At 69.6% G+C, this 15,983-nt stretch carries 12 protein-coding genes; 5 read left to right on the top strand and 7 right to left on the bottom strand.

What is annotated here, in order from left to right:
* The 4 genes from HHX30_RS40020 to HHX30_RS40035 all read right to left on the bottom strand — a co-directional run.
* The coding region (locus HHX30_RS40020; RefSeq protein ID WP_169989160.1) for a WxL protein peptidoglycan domain-containing protein at window positions 1-826 on the bottom strand (826 nt) is incomplete at its 3' end.
* Between the two features lie 98 nt (window positions 827-924).
* Entirely contained in the window at window positions 925-1,551 is a 627-nt protein-coding gene (locus tag HHX30_RS40025; protein WP_169989161.1) for a hypothetical protein, read from the bottom strand.
* Window positions 1,552-1,665: 114 nt separating this feature from the next.
* Entirely contained in the window at window positions 1,666-4,050 is a 2,385-nt protein-coding gene (locus HHX30_RS40030) for a family 43 glycosylhydrolase (RefSeq protein WP_211593472.1), read from the bottom strand.
* A 182-nt stretch (window positions 4,051-4,232) separates the two neighbouring features.
* Entirely contained in the window at window positions 4,233-7,181 is a 2,949-nt protein-coding gene (locus HHX30_RS40035; RefSeq protein ID WP_211593474.1) for a family 43 glycosylhydrolase, read from the bottom strand.
* A 624-nt stretch (window positions 7,182-7,805) separates the two neighbouring features.
* On the opposite strand from HHX30_RS40035, the gene HHX30_RS40040 reads away from it, so the two are divergent.
* A complete protein-coding gene (locus tag HHX30_RS40040; RefSeq protein WP_310742041.1) occupies window positions 7,806-8,612 on the top strand; it encodes an SAM-dependent methyltransferase in 807 nt (268 codons plus the stop codon).
* A 112-nt stretch (window positions 8,613-8,724) separates the two neighbouring features.
* Here HHX30_RS40040 and HHX30_RS40045 read toward each other — a convergent pair whose 3' ends face one another.
* On the bottom strand, window positions 8,725-9,069 hold the full coding sequence (locus tag HHX30_RS40045) for a hypothetical protein (protein WP_169989163.1): 345 nt from the start codon (window positions 9,067-9,069) through the stop codon (window positions 8,725-8,727).
* A 293-nt stretch (window positions 9,070-9,362) separates the two neighbouring features.
* Here HHX30_RS40045 and HHX30_RS40050 point away from each other — a divergent pair, with 293 nt between their 5' ends.
* A complete protein-coding gene (locus HHX30_RS40050) occupies window positions 9,363-9,911 on the top strand; it encodes a tetratricopeptide repeat protein (RefSeq protein WP_169989164.1) in 549 nt (182 codons plus the stop codon).
* Window positions 9,912-10,027: 116 nt separating this feature from the next.
* On the opposite strand, the gene HHX30_RS40055 is transcribed toward HHX30_RS40050, so the two are convergent.
* Both HHX30_RS40055 and HHX30_RS43075 read right to left on the bottom strand, forming a co-directional pair.
* Window positions 10,028-10,993, bottom strand: coding sequence for an Acg family FMN-binding oxidoreductase (locus tag HHX30_RS40055; protein WP_211593476.1), 966 nt, complete (start codon window positions 10,991-10,993; stop codon window positions 10,028-10,030).
* 118 nt (window positions 10,994-11,111) lie between these two features.
* Window positions 11,112-11,429 (bottom strand): HPF/RaiA family ribosome-associated protein, encoded by a 318-nt coding sequence (locus tag HHX30_RS43075; protein WP_169989166.1) that lies wholly within the window; start codon window positions 11,427-11,429, stop codon window positions 11,112-11,114.
* A gap of 248 nt (window positions 11,430-11,677) precedes the next feature.
* Between HHX30_RS43075 and adhE the strand changes: the two genes are divergently transcribed.
* The 3 genes from adhE (at window position 11,678) to HHX30_RS40075 (ending at window position 15,774) form a co-directional block, all read left to right on the top strand.
* Complete coding sequence (gene adhE, locus HHX30_RS40065; RefSeq protein ID WP_169989167.1) at window positions 11,678-14,326, top strand: bifunctional acetaldehyde-CoA/alcohol dehydrogenase; 2,649 nt, start codon at window positions 11,678-11,680, stop codon at window positions 14,324-14,326.
* An 88-nt stretch (window positions 14,327-14,414) separates the two neighbouring features.
* On the top strand, window positions 14,415-14,987 hold the full coding sequence (locus HHX30_RS40070; RefSeq protein ID WP_169989168.1) for a DUF6461 domain-containing protein: 573 nt from the start codon (window positions 14,415-14,417) through the stop codon (window positions 14,985-14,987).
* Between the two features lie 145 nt (window positions 14,988-15,132).
* Window positions 15,133-15,774 carry a response regulator transcription factor gene (locus tag HHX30_RS40075; protein WP_169989169.1) on the top strand — a complete coding sequence of 214 codons (642 nt, stop codon included), beginning with the start codon at window positions 15,133-15,135 and terminating at the stop codon, window positions 15,772-15,774.
* Window positions 15,775-15,983 lie beyond the last annotated feature (209 nt).

The raw sequence follows: 15,983 nt of genomic DNA on the forward strand, positions 1-15,983 counted from the left end.
TCGCCATCACGGTCGTGTTGATCATCCCGATGGGCCAGGCGCCGGTCACGTGTGCGGTGAAGGTCCGGCTGCCGCCCGGCATGATCTCCCTGGCTTTGGCGTCGGAGGTGTCGTCCCAGCCGCTTTCGCCCGCGAGGGTGGAGGTGAGGATCCGGGAGTCGGGGGCCAGGCGCACGTTGCCGACGTTGGCGACGGTGTAGGTCACCTCGACCGTTCCCGCGGCGAAGGGGTTCCACGACCAGGTGTAGTGGGCCTTGACGTCGCTCACGGCGACTTTGGCCACGTAGGCGCCGCTCACGCGGATGTTGAGGCGGACGCCGACCCGGTTTTGGACGCGTACCTGGCCGGAGATGGTGTCCACGGAGGCGGTCACGCCCGCGGGGTGATCGCCGGGGGTGGCGTTTTGGGGGATGGAGACCTTCACGGGTACCACGGCGGTGGCTCCGGCGGCGATGGTCACCTTGTCGGGGATCTCGATCCAGGCGCCGCCGTCGACGGGTTTGACGTCCGAGGGGCGCATGTCGAAGTAGCCCTTGGAGGTCAGGTAGCCGTCGTTGGCGTCGATCGCGAAGTCGACCTGCTGGGTGGAGCGGTTGATGACGGCGATGTGCTCGGTCGTCTGCTGCCCGCCGGCGAGTTCGACGTCGATGACGCGGCGGCCGTCGGGGCCGTTCGCGTCGGCGGGGACGACCGACCAGGTGACGTCGGCTTGGGAGGGGGTGGCGAAGGCGACCAAGGCGACCATGGCGACCAGCAGGGTCGCGCCGAGGGCGCGAAGCACGGGCGACAGGACGAGGGCGCCCCGCGTGCGGCTCTTGGTCAACAACGGTCTCTCCTGTCTCGCATCATGAACGTCCGGGCCGTGTGCTGAACACTCCCACGGCCACGGACGTCCACAGTAGGCGACGCCGCCCTGACTTCGGTTCAGGACTGGTTGAACAGCGAAAGGGTCAGGGTGGAGTGGTATTCGCCGGCGGCGACGTCGACGGAGGTGCGCAGGGCGAGGTCGGCGTTGACCTGCGAGGTGCCGATCTCGTCGGCGGAGTTGGCGGTCGAGACCAGCAGTTCCTGGCCCTCCAGACCCACGTTGGGGGCTCCGGTGCCGTCGGAGACGACACTGGAGACCGGCTCACCGGCTGAGACCGCGCCGGTGGAGGAGTCGCTCAGCAGGCGCGGCTTCCAGCCCAGGTATTCGGGGCCGATGGTCTTGGCCGGGTCGTCGGATGCGACGAACTGGCTCGCCTGGCCCACGACCGCCCAGTACTCGCCGGCGGGGATCTCCTCGGGGGTGCGGGTGTCGGTCACCGTGACCGTGGGCAGGGTGCCGGTGAACTGGCGAGCGGCGGCGTCGGAGCCGTTCTCCTGCAGGGACACCCCGTTGTTGTCGGCCACGGTCATCGACAGCTGGCCGGGGGTGGTGGTGGGCTCGATGTTCACCGACACGTCGATGCCGCTGCCGGGGTCGTCGGCCAGCGCGGGAGTGGCCACGCCGACACCGGCGAGCGCGAAGCCGAGCACCGACGCGGCGAGCGCGGTCCTGTTGATTCTCATGTGATCGTTCGCTCCATAGATGGGGGGTGAGGCCGGCCGGCTGTTCGGCCGGCCGGCCCCGGTTGAGCTACGGCGGTGTCCTCGTCGTGGGGACCGTGGTCACCGCCGGTGCGGTCAGCGGCAGCTGGCCGCGGAGTAGGCCGCGTCGTAGGACGAGGTGACCTGCTTGCCGTCGATCGTCGCGGTGCCGGTCACGGTGACCTTGCCGGCGTCGATCTGGGGAGCTCGGGTGTTGAAGGACTGGTAGGCCTGCTTGCCCGGGGCCACGTCGGCCACGGTCTTGGTGCCGTACGGGGTGGTGAGGGTGATCGTGGCCGGCACGTCGGAGTCGTTGACGGCCGTGACCGCCAGGTAGGCCGAGGTGCCGATGCAGCGGGACGAAGCTGTGACGGTCAGCTTGACCTCCTGCTCCTGGGCGGTGGCGAAGGACCAGGAGTCGACCTCGAAGAGGTCCGCCCCTTCGGGCCCGGCGTAGGTGAAGTACACGTCGTGCACACCCTTGACGCCGTCGAGCGCGGCGGTCAGCCTCGTCCACTCGCCGAGCGGCGCGTCGACGGGGATGGTCACGACCACGGGCGAGTTACGGCCGTCCAGGCGAATCTCGATCTTGCCGCCGGCGGCGAGCGGGCGCACCTTCGCGGTGACGCCGGCGGCGCCGCCCTCGCCGAAGTCGACCTTCGCGAGTGAGGTCCAGTCGCCGTTGTCGATGTCGTGCACCACGAGGTTCGGAGCCTTCGCACCGAACTCCTCGGAGGCGCCGTCGACCTTCTTCGTCGCGATGCCCTGCTGCCAGGCGATCGTCTCGGCCTCGATCACGCGGTACGGGTCGAGGTTGCGGACCTGCTCGACGCCCTTGTAGTCGCCCCTCACCTCCTTGATCGTGCCGTCCGCGTTGAAGTCGAGCTTGGCGAGGTGCGGGCTGCGGAAGCCCTGGGTGGCGCCGCCCGTGATACGGCTGTTGAGCGTCTGGGCGTGGTAGGTGAAGTAGTACTGGTCGCCGAGCTTGAACACCGACTGGTGGTTGTTGCCGCCGGCGCCGAAGTAGGTGCCCGGGTTGCGGAAGATGATGCCCTTGTACGTCTCGGGCGTCCAGGGGCCCATCGGGCTGTCGGCCATGAGGTAGGCGATCGCGCCGGTCGGCGGGCCGTTGGGGTCGACCGGGCCGCCGAACCCGAAGTTCGACGAGTACGAGTAGTAGTACTTGCCCTCGCGCTTGAACACGTGGCCGGCCTCGAAGACGAGTGGCGCGTCGATGACCTCCGCCGAGCCCTTCGTACTGATCATGTCGTCGCCGAGCTTGATCACACGCGTGGACTTCGGGTGGTTGGTGTTCTCGGCGCTGCGCGACCCGTCGTCGCCGCCGCCACCGAAGTAGAGGTAGGCCTGGCCGTCGTCGTCGATGAACACGCCCGGGTCGAACAGCCAGTTGATGCCGTTGGACGCGCCCGGCGTCGCGCTCGTGATGAGCAGGTTGCCGCGCTCGTCGTGCCACGGGCCGACCGGCGAGTCGCCGACGATGACGCCCGAGCCGCCGCCGTTGTTGGCGAAGTAGAGGAAGAACTTCTCCTTGCCGTCGACGACCTTGCTCTCCATGGCGGGGGCCCAGGAGTTGTTCGCGTAGCGGGCGATCCCGCTCGGGCCGGCGACGGGGATCTCGCCGTGGTCGACCCAGTTCACGAGGTCGTCGGACGAGATGACCGTGATCGTGTTGATGCTGGCATAGGTGTTGGTGGAGGAGACACCGGTGGGACCGGGCTTGTACTCCTGGGTGTCGTTGGTCATGTAGATGTACACGCGGCCGTCGTGAACGAAGGCGTTGCCGTCCGCGCCGAACTTGTGCGAGATGAGCGGGTTGCCCTCACCGGGGTTCTTGCCGAGCGCCTCGATGGTCGTCGACGGCACGAACTCGGAGACGGACACGTCGTCGACCTTGAAGTCCATCAGGTGAGTGTTCGGGTCACTCGCCGGGTTCGACGTCCACGGCGTCTCGATGAAGAGCCTGGCGGTCGCGACGCTCTGGCCCGCGGGGATCGTGAACGTGCCCTGGATGAGCCCCCACTGCCCGCGCGCCACCGTCACCGTGCCGACGTTGGTGTACGTCGAGCCGCCGTAGTGCATGGTGGCGAAGAACTGCTTGGTCGCCGGACTGTTCGGGTTCTCGTACTTGACCCGTGCCGTGATCGCGTACGTCTTGCCGGCCTGCACCTTGCCGGACAGGTCCTGCATCGGGCCGGATCCGGTCGTCTTGCGCTCGGTGACGAGCACGGCGTTCGACCCGCCGTAGGCGTCCGTCGTGGGCGACAGCGTCGCGCCGTCGGTCGCGTTTCCGTTGTTGACGAACCAGCCGGCGAGGCCGTCCTCGAACCCGCCGTTCACGATGATGTTCGGGGCGGCGGCCTGGACCGGCCCCGTCGTCGCTGCGACCGCGGTGGCCAGCATGGCGCCGGCCACGGCAGCGGCGGCGACCCGTCGCAGGGCCGCCTTTCGAACGCGCTTCAACACCTAATATCCTCCTTGACCTCGGACTTTTCCGGGGGCACGGACGCCCGCCCTGACGATCCGCGACGTGTGAGGGGGCCGGCCGGTCGGCCGGCCCTGGTTGTTCGATGGCGGTGTCCTCGTCGTGGGGACGGTGGTCACCGCCGGTGCGGCCGGCGGCAGCCGGCCGCGGGGTGAGCGGCTCAGCGGCAGCCGGCCGCGGGGTAGGCGGCGTCGTAGGACGAGGTGACCTGCTTGCCGCCGATCGTCGCGGTGCCGGTGACGGTCACCGTGCCCGCGTCGATCTGGGCGGCCCGGGTGTTGAAGGACTGGTAGGCCTGCTTGCCCGGAGCCACGTCGGCCACGGTCTTGTTGCCGTACGGGGTGGTCAGCGTCACGGTCGCCGGCACGTCGCCGTCGTTGACGGCCGTGACCGCCAGGTACGCCGAGGTGCCGATGCAGCGGGACGAGGCCGTCACGGTCAGCTTGACCTCCGGGGCGGCGACCTTGAGCGTGCCGAGCCGGGCCAGCTGATAGCTGAGCGCCCGCTCCGGCGCGTCGATCTGGTTCTGGCTGCCGAACTGCCCCGCCCGGGCCGCCTTGGCGCCGGCGAGCGCGTCCCGCATCGCCGTCCAGGCCTCGGCCGGGTAGTCGCGCTCGTCGAGCGTTCCCGCGTACGCGATGGCCGCGTCGAGCGCGCTCGTGTCGAGCGGCCTGTTCTGCGCGGTCAGCGTGTCGCTGAGCTTGTAGTAGTCGAAGTCGACGTGCCCGCCCTTGTCCTTCGTGGCGTAGTCGAACAGGCCGACGCGGTGTCCCATGAAGTGCGAGAGGCTGCCGTCCAGGGTCTGCGGGCCGACGCGGTCGCCCAGCTTGGTCCACTGCAGCCCGTCCAGGCTGTAGTAGAACGTCGTCCACAGCTGTCCGACCGGGGAGCTGAAGTCGAGGTCCGCCTTCACGTACACCTGGGTCGCGTCTCCCAGCGGCACCGTCGTGCCCGGCACGAAGTTCTCGACCGCCGCCTGGTCGATGTCGACCGCGAACGGCTGCCCCCGGTTGACGACCCCGAGCGTGTTCTGACCGTCGACGCGCTTGACCGCGACGTAGGAGAATCCGCGGTTGTAGGCGGCCAGGCCGGCGACGTCGCCGTTCTTCATGGCGGAGATGTCCATCTTGGTCTCGACGGACTGCCGCGGCCCGAACGTACGCTGCGACAGCGTGTTCCGCGCCTCTTCGAACCAGGTCAGCTCGTCCCGGCCGGACAGCTTGCCGTAGACGTACTTGCCGGTGACCACCTTGCCGGTCGTCAGCCGCAGCCATCCGTCCCGGTCGGTCAGTGACCAGTAGCGGTTGTCGGGGGCGTGGTTCCACTCCCACACCGGGTCGAGGCGCGACCCGTTGGGGGCGATCTCCTCCTCGGCCGGGCTCTCGGCCGTCACCGGCTGCCCGACGACCGAGACGTCGTCGATCAGGTACTCCACGCTCGACGACGCCGGCTGCGGGTTGGCCCACGGCGTCTCCACCGCGAACTTGAAGTTGTCCACGTTCGCCGTCGCCGGGATCGTGTACTGGCCCGTGACCGTCGTCCACTGCCCGGCGGGTACGTTCCCCGACGCCATCGTCTGGACACCCGCACCCCAGTCGGCCACCAGGTTGAACCGGATGCTGCTCGGGCCGGAGGTGTACTTGATCTTCGCCGACACGGTGTAGGTCACACCGCGCTGCACCTTCCCGTTCAGGTTCTGGTTCGGTCCCGAGCCGTTGAGCGTGCGGTTGCTCACCTTCAGCGCCGCCGAGCCCGCGGCCGGGTCGGTCGTGTCGCGGCTGATCGTCGCACCGTACTGCGTGCCCCACGGCGAGACCGTCTCGGACTCGAACCCGGAGTTCTGCAGCAGCTCGACGCCGATGAGCGAGTCGTCGTACCTGGGCGGCTGCGGGATCGTCCACTGCTCGTCCATGTACGGCCTGTGCGGGGCGTCGTTGGCGAAGTCGTCGGAGGCGACGACGCTCTTCTGCTGCTCGAACCTCTCCTCCGCCGGGCTCAGCGTGATCGGCTTGGCGAACGCGCCGCCCACCGGCACGACCCCGTTGTTCCCGAAGACCGGCCAGCCGTCCTGCCAGGTGGCGGGGATGAGCGCCGGGGTGCGCCCGATCGGGAAGTTGTCGCGGAAGAACATGCCGTACCAGTCGGTGCCGCCCCCGTCGCGCGAGATCGGCACGAGGCTGCCCTGCGCGAAGCCGTTGGAGTTGAGCACTCCGCGCGCCTCGTAGGTGTTCGTGCCGTCGGCGGAGGTGTAGCGCCCGAGCAGGTCCTTGGAGCGGAACATGACGACCTGGCGTCCCTGCCCGGACGGCCAGGTGATGATCACCACGTAGTAGTAGCCGTTGATGTGGAAGACCTGGGCGCCCTCGAACAGGCCGCCGATGAACGGCTTGCCGGCGTAGTCGCTCGCCGCGAAGATGCTCGGAAAGTCCTTGTCGATGCCCGACATATCGGACTTGAGGCGCACGGCGCTCGTGCTGCCGGAGCCGTAGAAGATGTACGCCGTGCCGTCGTCGTCGAAGAACAGCGACGGGTCGTGCAGGCCGCGGCCGAGGGGCGTGCGCTTCCACTTGCCGTTCTCGACGTCGTCGGTGCTGTAGAGGTAGGCGCCGCCGAGGTTGTTGGTGTTGAAGACGGCGTAGAACTTGCCGTCGTGGTAGCGCAGGGACGACGCCCACTGGCCCTGACCGTAGGAGTTCTGCCCGTTGCGCAGCGAGAACGCGTCTCCGATGTCCGCCCGGTCGAACACGTAGTTGACGATCTCCCAGTTCACCAGATCGTACGACTTCATGATCGGCGCGCCCGGGCTCAGGTGCATCGTCGTGCTGATCATGTAGTAGACGTCCCGGTGCTCCTTGTTCTCGGCGGCCGGGACGCGCTCCACGCTGATGTCCGGCACGTCCGAGTTGAGGATCGGCACGGTGTAGGTGCCATCGCCCTTGTCGGTCGAGGTGTACGACGGCTTCGGCGACCACGTCGTGTCGGCGTTCGCCACACCGCCGGCGGGAACGAGGGCGGCGCTGAGCAGCACGCCGGCGGTCGCGAGCGGGACTGTCCTCGACCGCCGCGGGATCACCGGAGTGATCGCCGCGTATCGGCGCTTTCTGGGCACGAAGACTCCTCTGGTGGCGTTGTCAGGCAATACCTGACGATGGGGGGCGTGGATTCCGAGGGCACGGTCGGCGATGGCGAGTGGGCGGACTGCCGGTCCGCGGAGGAGAACCCGTCCCGCATGTGGCCGGCGTGACGGCCCGGGGGGAGGAAGGGCCGGAGCGCGCGGGCGCGGTGAAGGCAGGTCCTACCGGTGGCGCTGCGTGACGCTCATCTGTGGAGCGCGGATAAGGCGGCCATGAGGCGGGGGTTCATGAGGGAGGCGCGGTTCGTGCGGGCGGGTCGACGCGGAACGTTCCCGCCGAGGGGTGGAGGGTGAGCTGCGCACAGGGGGACCGCTCTCATGAGTGGGGGGCTCCTCATGGTGTTAGCGCTAACATTTTTTGTGGGGCGTATCGGTGTTGTGTCGTGACCGTAGGCGGGACGATCCGCACTGTCAAGACTGTGAGACGTGCATCGAAATCGGTAATGTGCTGTCCATAAATCCGAAACGTGCTACGTGGCACGTGGGCGGGGGTGGGAGCCCGTTCATGCCGGTTTGTGGTGTTCGATGACAATCTGGTGACGTGTCCTCTCGATCGTGATCAAGGCCGTACCATCCTTGATGTACGACGAGGGGAGAGTCGTGGACGAGCGTAAGGCGCCGGCGGGTGTCGACCCCTTCACGCCCAGCGTCGCCCGGATGTACGACTACTACCTGGGCGGCAAGGACAACTTCGCGGCGGATCGTGAGGCCGCCGAGAAGATCATCGAGATCCTGCCCAACCTTCCCGACATCGCCCGGGAGAACCGCGAGTTCCTGATCCGGGCCGTCACCCATCTCTCGCGGCAGGGCATCCGGCAGTTCCTCGACGTCGGCGCGGGGCTGCCGACGCAGCGCAACGTCCACCAGGTCGCCCAGGAACTGGCCCCGGATTCCAAGGTCGTCTACGTCGACAACGACCCCATCGTCCTCGTCCACGCGCGCGCCATCCTCGCCGAGAACGAGCGGGTGCGCGCCGTCGAGGCGGACATGCGCGACCCCGACGCGCTGGTGCGGCACCCGGAGATCCGCGAGCACATCGACTTCTCCCAGCCGCTCGCCGTCCTCCTGCTCGGCGTCCTGCACTTCGTACCGGACGACGACGAGGCCATGAAGATCGTCACAGCGCTCCGGGACCCGCTCGTGCCGGGCGGCTATCTGGTCGTGTCGCACGGCTCCCTCGGCGAGTTGAGCGAGGACCAGGAGGAGGAGGGCCGCAAGGTCTTCAGCAGGACCTCCGCTCCCGGCACCACCTCCCGGTCGTACGACCAGATCCTCGCGTTCTTCGACGGCCTCGACCTGGTCGAGCCGGGCGTGGTGCCGCTGCACGAGTGGCGGCCCGACACCGACCACCCCTACGTACGGGAGGGCAGGGCCGGCGCGCTCGGCGGCGTGGGCCTCGTCCGCTGACGCCCGCCCGGGCACCGGCGGCGCGTCACCGCCTCCCGGCATGTCGTGCACACACGCCGGGCGTCGCGCCCGGCGTGCGTGCGATGGGCGACAGGCCCAGGGCTACCGGGGCTCAGCCGCGGTAGCGGAGGACGGGAACGACGTCGTCGTACGCCGTGTCGTCCCCCGAGCGCCACGCCTTGGTCGCTGCCGCCAGGCGAGCCCTGTCGGCGGTGCGGATGCCGCGCAGGAGCCTGCGGTACCCCCTCTGGTCCCGGCAGATGCCGCAGCAGCAGCACCGGACGCCGGTCCAGCGGAACTCCCAGAAACAGCGCGGACGAAGGGTGGTGAGATCCTCCGCGAGGGTGGCGGGCAGGTCACAGCCGGGCTCGGCCCCGTGGTCGTGGCTGGCCTGACGGGCCAGGTCGCCGTGCCAGAGCCGGACGATGAGCGGCGTGGTCTTGTCGGTGCGGGACATGCGGTGCAACGCCTCCGTGTGCCGGTCGGCGCGCCATACCCGGGAACGGGTACGGCTGACGCCGTTGGACGGTGGCATCACGTGGTCGCCGCACGGACCGGTCCCTTTCGTCGCTCTCGTCGTACAGGATGCCGCAGCCGGCGCCGCTCCGCGAGCCCCCGGCGGCACGCGTTCGTCTTGGAAGCCCTACAGCAAGCCGAGAATCGTGGATCGCCCCGACAGGGGCATTCCCTTTTCCGGTTTCACTCCGGCGGTGACGTGACCCAGGAATACGAGGTAGATGAGGTCGTCAAATGCTGAGTTCTTTCGAAGCCGACTGCAGGGAAGCGCATGAGCTGCTGTCTTGCCGGGCCGTACTCGAGGTGCGGCGCAGGACGCTCGGCGAGGAGCATCCGGACACGCTCACCAGCCGGCACACCCTCGCTCTCGTCCTGCGCGACCTCGGGTGGTGGGAGCAGGCCGAGACCGAGCACCGGGCCGCGCTGGAGGGGCGGCGCCGGGTTCTTGGTGAGGGGCACTGGCTCACGTTGCTGAACCGGCGCAACCGGGTGCTCGTCCTGCGCGATCTACAGCGGTGGGACGAGGCCGAGTCCGAGACGCGGGAGGTGCTCCGGCTCCGCCGCGAGACGGTGGGCGAGGACCACGCGGACACGATTTCGACGCACCGGGACCTGGCGAACCTGCTGGAGGACATGGGGCGGTGGGACGAGGCCGAGGCGGAGCATCGGGCGGTGCTGGAGGCCGAGCAGCGCGTGCTGGGCGAGGAGAACCCGTCCACGCAGGCCCGCCGCCGTCATCTGGGCCTGCTGCGGCGTAGCGACGAGGTTTCGGAATGGGAGTGACAGCGGGATTGCCCGTGGCGTGAACCAGGCTACGGCGCGTGGCCGCTTCCACCGGCGCACCGCCCTGCGCGTGAAGGCCGCCGTCGGTGATCGGACGGCGGCCTTCACGGGCGTGGTCAGGCGGCGGCGGCCTCCTTCAGCTCCACAGCGGAGCGGCGGGGTGCGCGGGGGACCGCGGGGCCGTATCCCAGCCGCAGGATCATCTGGATGTGCCCGCGCCGGTGGTGGGGGTCGCTGCGCCGGCGCATGTCGCGGAGGTCGAGCGGCTGGTTGAGGAACGACGCGGACACTCCGTGGACGGTGGCGGTCAGCAGCACGCGTTGCAGAGCCTGGCCCGCGCGCAGCCAGTCGACGGGGCCGTCGCCCGCGGTGGTGAGCACCGCCAGCTGAGGGCGGGACTCGAAGTGGACCGGCCCGCGCCCCCTGTGCGTGCCGAAGTCCCGCACCGGCGCCGGGTCTTCGATGCAGCCGGGCCCCTGCACATAGGACGGGAGGCCGTCGCGGAGCCGTCCGCTCGTCGTCCACTCCCGCAGCTCGGCCAGGTAGTCACCGTTCTTGGACAGCTCGTCGTCGGCGATGGCCACGTGCTCCAGCAGTTCGGCCGAGGCGCACCGGCCGAGCACGACCAGGCCGGCCCCCTCACAGGCGGCCGCTTGGCGCAGGTCGGCGAGCACGTGCTCGGGGATCCGCCGCTCGCTGAACGGTTCCCGGTTGGTCCGGCGCAGGCCGATGCAGTCATAGAGCTCGCGGGTCCGCGAGGGGGCCGGCCCGTACGGCGACACGCGCAGGGCGGCCAGGAGCCGGGGTTCCTCCCCGGTGTTCGGCAGCAGCCAGATCACCGGCCGGTGACCGGCGGTCCGTACGGCGAGCCGGAGGTCGAACAGGGCGGCGCCGCAGCTGACGTGCAGCGAGCGCCCGCGCGGGTCGCTGACCCGCAGCCGCCGGTCGGGGTCGGCGAGCAACTCGGCGAACTCTCCCCGGACCGCTTTGAGCCGCCAGGGCTGGGTGTTGAGCACCGAGGGCGCCTGTCCTGCGGCGGCGAGCAGCCGCTGGAAAGCGGGTTCTGTAGCGAGGGGAGACATCACGGTGCACCTTCCTCATGGAGGTCTTCTGTGGGGGCTCGCTGTCGTCACTCCGGGACACCTCGACCGAGTTGGCCGGGGGCCCGGCGCGCAGTGGGCGCCGGGCCCCCGGCCTGGCCTAACGGGTTCGCTTCCGGAGCCGTGCCAGCTCGGTCCGGAGCCTGTCCTGGACCTCGGCGATGGCCCCGTCCATGGTCGCCGCGTCGGCGTGCGCGTGCAGCGGGCGGCCGTTGACGTCGATCACCGCCCGCGCGGTGCAACGGTCCTGGGGGGCCGGCCCGGGGGAGTAGGTCAGCGTGACCCGAGCCGCGAGGATCGGCCTGTCCGTGAAGCGCGCCAGCGCCGCGACGCGCTCGCGCGCCTCGGTGACCGCCTCGGCGGGGACCTTTCCGCTCGTCGCCACCACCACAGCTTCGGAATCGAATGTCGTGTTCACGGTGTCAGTCTTTTGGTCGTGCCGGTCCGGCGACAGGGCCTTTCGGGTCCGGGCCGGTGAGGACTTCCGTCGCCAGATCGAGGGACCGATCACCCTTGCCGGGCTCTCCGCCGGGAGTCCGCCCGGTGTGGAACCGATGACCTTGGTCCTCGGGGACGGGGTCCTTGTACGGCGGCCCGGGCGCGTCGTCCGCAGAAGGATGAAGGTGACAGGACAAGCCGGCCGACCGAGCCCACGAGGTGATCCAGATGTCCGACTCCCCGACCGGAGCCGCACTGCCCGCCCCCCTGGCCGACCAGGTGCACGCCGCGATCGACACGCTGGTGACCGGCGCGCTGAAGGCACTGACGGAGTACGAGTCCTTCACCCAGGAGCAGGTCGACCACATCGTCAAGAAGGCGTCCGTCGCCGCGCTGGACCGGCACGCCGCGCTCGCCCGCCTGGCGGTCGAGGAGACCGGCCGCGGCCTGTTCGAGGACAAGGCGGTCAAGAATATCTTCGCCTGCGAACACGTGACCCACAGCATGGCCGGGCTCAGGACGGTCGGCGTCGTCTCCCGCGACGAGATCAACGGCATCGTCGAGATCGCCGATCCCGTCGGGGTGGTCTGCGGCGTCACGCCGGTCACCAACCCCACCTCGACCACGATCTTCAAGGCGCTGCTGGCGCTGAAGACCCGCAATCCCATCGTGTTCGCGTTCCACCCGGCGGCGCAGCGCTGCAGCGCCGAGGCGGCCAGGATCGTCCGGGACGCCGCCGTCGCGGCCGGCGCGCCCGAGAACTGCGTCCAGTGGGTCGAGGAACCCTCCCTGGAGGCGACCGGTGCGCTGATGCGCCACGAGGGCGTGTCGGTCATCCTCGCCACCGGCGGGAACGCCATGGTCAGGGCCGCGTATTCGGCCGGCAAGCCGGCGCTGGGCGTGGGGGCGGGCAACGTCCCCGCCTACATCGAGCGGACGGCCAAGCTGCGCCGGGCGGTGCATGACGTCGTGCTGTCCAAGACGTTCGACAACGGCATGATCTGCGCCTCGGAGCAGGCCGTCATCATCGACGAGGACATCTACGACGCCGCGCTGGGCGAGTTCGCCCGGCTGCACGCGTACGTCGCGACGCCGGAGGAGAAGGCGAAGCTGGAGGAGTTCGTGTTCGGGGTGACGGCGCACGGCGCCTCCTGCTCCGAGGCGAGGCTCAACCCCGACGTCGTCGGGCGGACCCCGCACTGGATCGCCGGGCAGGCCGGAATCTCCGTGCCGCCGGACACCTCCCTGATTCTCGTGCCGGTGGACGAGGTCGGTCCGAACGAGCCGCTGACCAGGGAGAAGCTGTGCCCGGTGCTCGCGGTGCTGCGGGCCCGCACCCGGGAGGAGGGCCTGACCCTCGCCGAGCGCATGGTCGAGTTCGACGGCCTCGGGCACAGCGCCGTCATCCACACCGAGGACGCCGACCTCGCCGAGAGGTACGGCATCAGGGTCAAGGCGGTGCGGGTGATCTGGAACGCCCCCGCCTCCCAGGGCGGCATCGGCGACATGTACAACGCGTTCCTGCCCTCGCTGACCCTGGGCTGCGGCAGCTACGGGCACAACTCGGTGTCCAACAACGTCTCGGCGGTCAACCTGCTCAACATCAAGCGGATCGGGCGGCGCAACAACAACCTGCAGTGGTTCAAGGTCCCGGCGAAGATCTACTTCGAGCCGAACGCGATCCGCTACCTGGCGGACATGCCGGACGTGCACCGCGTCACGATCGTGGCCGACGCCGTGATGACCCGGCTGGGGTACGTCGACCGCGTCACCGACGTGCTGCGGCGGCGCGGCGAGCGGGTGGCCCTGCAGATCATCGACGACGTGGAGCCCGAGCCGAGCGTGGCGACCGTCGACAAGGGCGCCGACCTCATGCGCGCTTTCGGGCCCGACACGATCGTCGCCCTCGGCGGCGGCTCGGTGATGGACGCGGCCAAGGTCATGTGGCTGCGGTACGAGCACCCCGAGGTCGTCTTCGCGGACATGAAGGAGAAGTTCTTCGACATCCGCAAGCGCGCCTTCCGCTTCCCGGCCCTGGGCGAGCGCGCCCGCCTCGTGTGCGTGCCGACCACCTCGGGCACGGGCGCGGAGGTCACGCCGTTCGCCGTGATCACCGACACCGCGACGGGCAAGAAGTATCCGCTGGCCGACTACGCGCTCACCCCCAGCGTCGCGATCGTGGACCCGGTCCTCGCCGCCGACCTGCCGAGGGTGGTCACCGCCGACAGCGGCTTCGACGCCCTCACCCACGCCGTCGAGTCGTACGTCTCGGTGTACGCCAACGACTTCACCGACGGCCCGGCCCTGCACGCCATCAGGATCATCTTCCGGTACCTGGAGCGCGCGGTCACCCGTGGCGCCGCCGATCCGGAGGCCAGGGAGAAGATGCACAACGCCGGCACGATCGCCGGCATGGCCTTCGGCAACGCCTTCCTCGGGATCGTGCACGCCATGTCCCACACGCTCGGCGCCACCTTCCACGTGGCCCACGGGCGCACGAACGCGATCCTGCTGCCGCACGTGATCCGCTACAACGGCACCGTCCCGTCGAAGCTGTCGGGCTGGCCCAAGTATGAGGACTACCGCGCCCCCGAGCGGTTCCAGGAGATCGCCCAGACGCTGGGCCTGCCCGCGGCCACGCCGGCCGAGGGGGTCGAGTCGCTCGCGGTGGCCATCGAGCGCCTGCGCGACGCGGTCGGGATCGAGCGGTCCTTCCAGGACGTGGGCGTCGACGAGCAGGCGTTCCTGGACGCGCTCCCGCAGCAGGCGCTCAACGCGTACGAGGACCAGTGCGCGCCGGCCAATCCCCGGATGCCGATGCTGGATGACATGCAGGCGCTGATGCGGGCCGCCTACTACGGGCGTTCCCCGAAGTAGCATCCGCCGTCTCCGTGACGGGCCGCCTCGTGCTCACTCCGATCGCGGGCGGCCCCTTCTTGTCGGTGGTGGCCGGCAGCATGACGACATGACCACGCTGCCCCCCGATGTCTCCTGGCTCCGCGGCGAATACACCGAGGAGTGCTACAGCTTCATCTACGTCCGTGCCACGCCCGAGCAGGTGGTCGCCCACCTCGGCGGTCGATGGGAGGACTTCACGCCGGGCCCCTTCCCCGACGACCCGGATCACTACCCGGGCCCCGGGGAGGCTCTCGGCGTCACCGCCATCGGCGACTGGACGTTCGTCTTCGACCCTGACTGGCTCGGCACCTGTGAAGACGTGATCACCAGACTCTCCCAGGGCACTCGCCTCGTCTCCCAAGCCGCCCTCGGCATCAAGTGCATGGACTACTTCTACTGGTATGAGGACGGCGAGATCAGATTCTGCTTCGAAGCCGATGACGGATATGTGATGGAGACCCCGGCCGAACTCGCGCACACGATGGCGGAGATCGACAGGCTCTACCCGTCGTTACCCCAGCTTTACGATGGGCCGGCCTTCCTGCTCGTCGAGCGTCTGACCGGGATCAGGACGACGGAGCGACTGCTGAAGGGCTCCACGTTCATGTGGGGCGTCGTCCCACAACCAACCACGTCGTGACGTCGGCCGGCAGTGCGGCTGGTCGTGCGTGCGGCCGTGTTCGCGCCGCCGCCGGGCGCCGCCTCGCCGAGCGACACCGGCAGCCGGCTCATCGCAGTGTCCCGCCCCGATGCGTACGCCGATCGGAGGGCTTAGCGTAGGGGGCATGATTCGGGTGTTCCTGGTTGACGACCATGAGGTCGTACGGCGTGGTGTGGCGGCGTTGCTGGACGCCGAGGACGACATCGAGGTGGTGGGCGAGGCGGGGACGGCCGAGTCGGCCGTGGCCCGTATTCCCGCGCTGAAGCCGGATGTGGCGGTGCTCGACGTGCGCCTGCCCGACGGCGACGGGGTGGACGTCTGTCGTGAGGTCCGCTCGAAGGTGCCGGGCCTGGCCTGCCTGATGCTGACCTCCTACGCCGACGACGAGGCGTTGTTCAACGCGGTCATGGCCGGTGCGGCCGGATACGTGCTCAAGCAGATCCACGGCTCGGACCTGGTCGGGGCGGTGCGCACGGTGGCCGGCGGGCAGTCGCTGCTGGACCCGCAGACGACCGCGGCCATGCTGCACCGGCTGCGCGACCAGGCCACGAAGAAGGACCCGCTGGCCGCGCTGTCGGACCAGGAGCGGCAGATCCTGGAGCTGATCGGGGAGGGCCTGACCAACCGCCAGATCGGCGAGCGGATGTTCCTGGCGGAGAAGACGGTCAAGAACTACGTGTCCAACCTGCTGAGCAAGCTCGACATGCAGCGCCGCACGCAGGCCGCCGCGCTCGCCGCCCGCCTCAAGGCCGGTCGTCAGGACTGATGGGCGAGCGCCGCGGGCGGCACCCGGGCGGACATCAGCCGGGGGACGCGCACCCTGATCGCGGACATGCCGGTGCCCACCCCCAGGGGGCTGGGGGTGGGCGCCGGAGTCTGTGGGGGTTACTTGAGGATCGGGAGGCGGCGGACCAGGGTGGTGTTGGTCCAGGTCGTGCCGAGTCCGAGGGTGGTGCCGGCGCCGGTGAGGGTCAG

It is taken from the genome of Microbispora sp. H10836, from assembly GCF_012999525.1.
In the GTDB taxonomy this organism is placed as follows: Bacteria; Actinomycetota; Actinomycetes; order Streptosporangiales; family Streptosporangiaceae; genus Microbispora.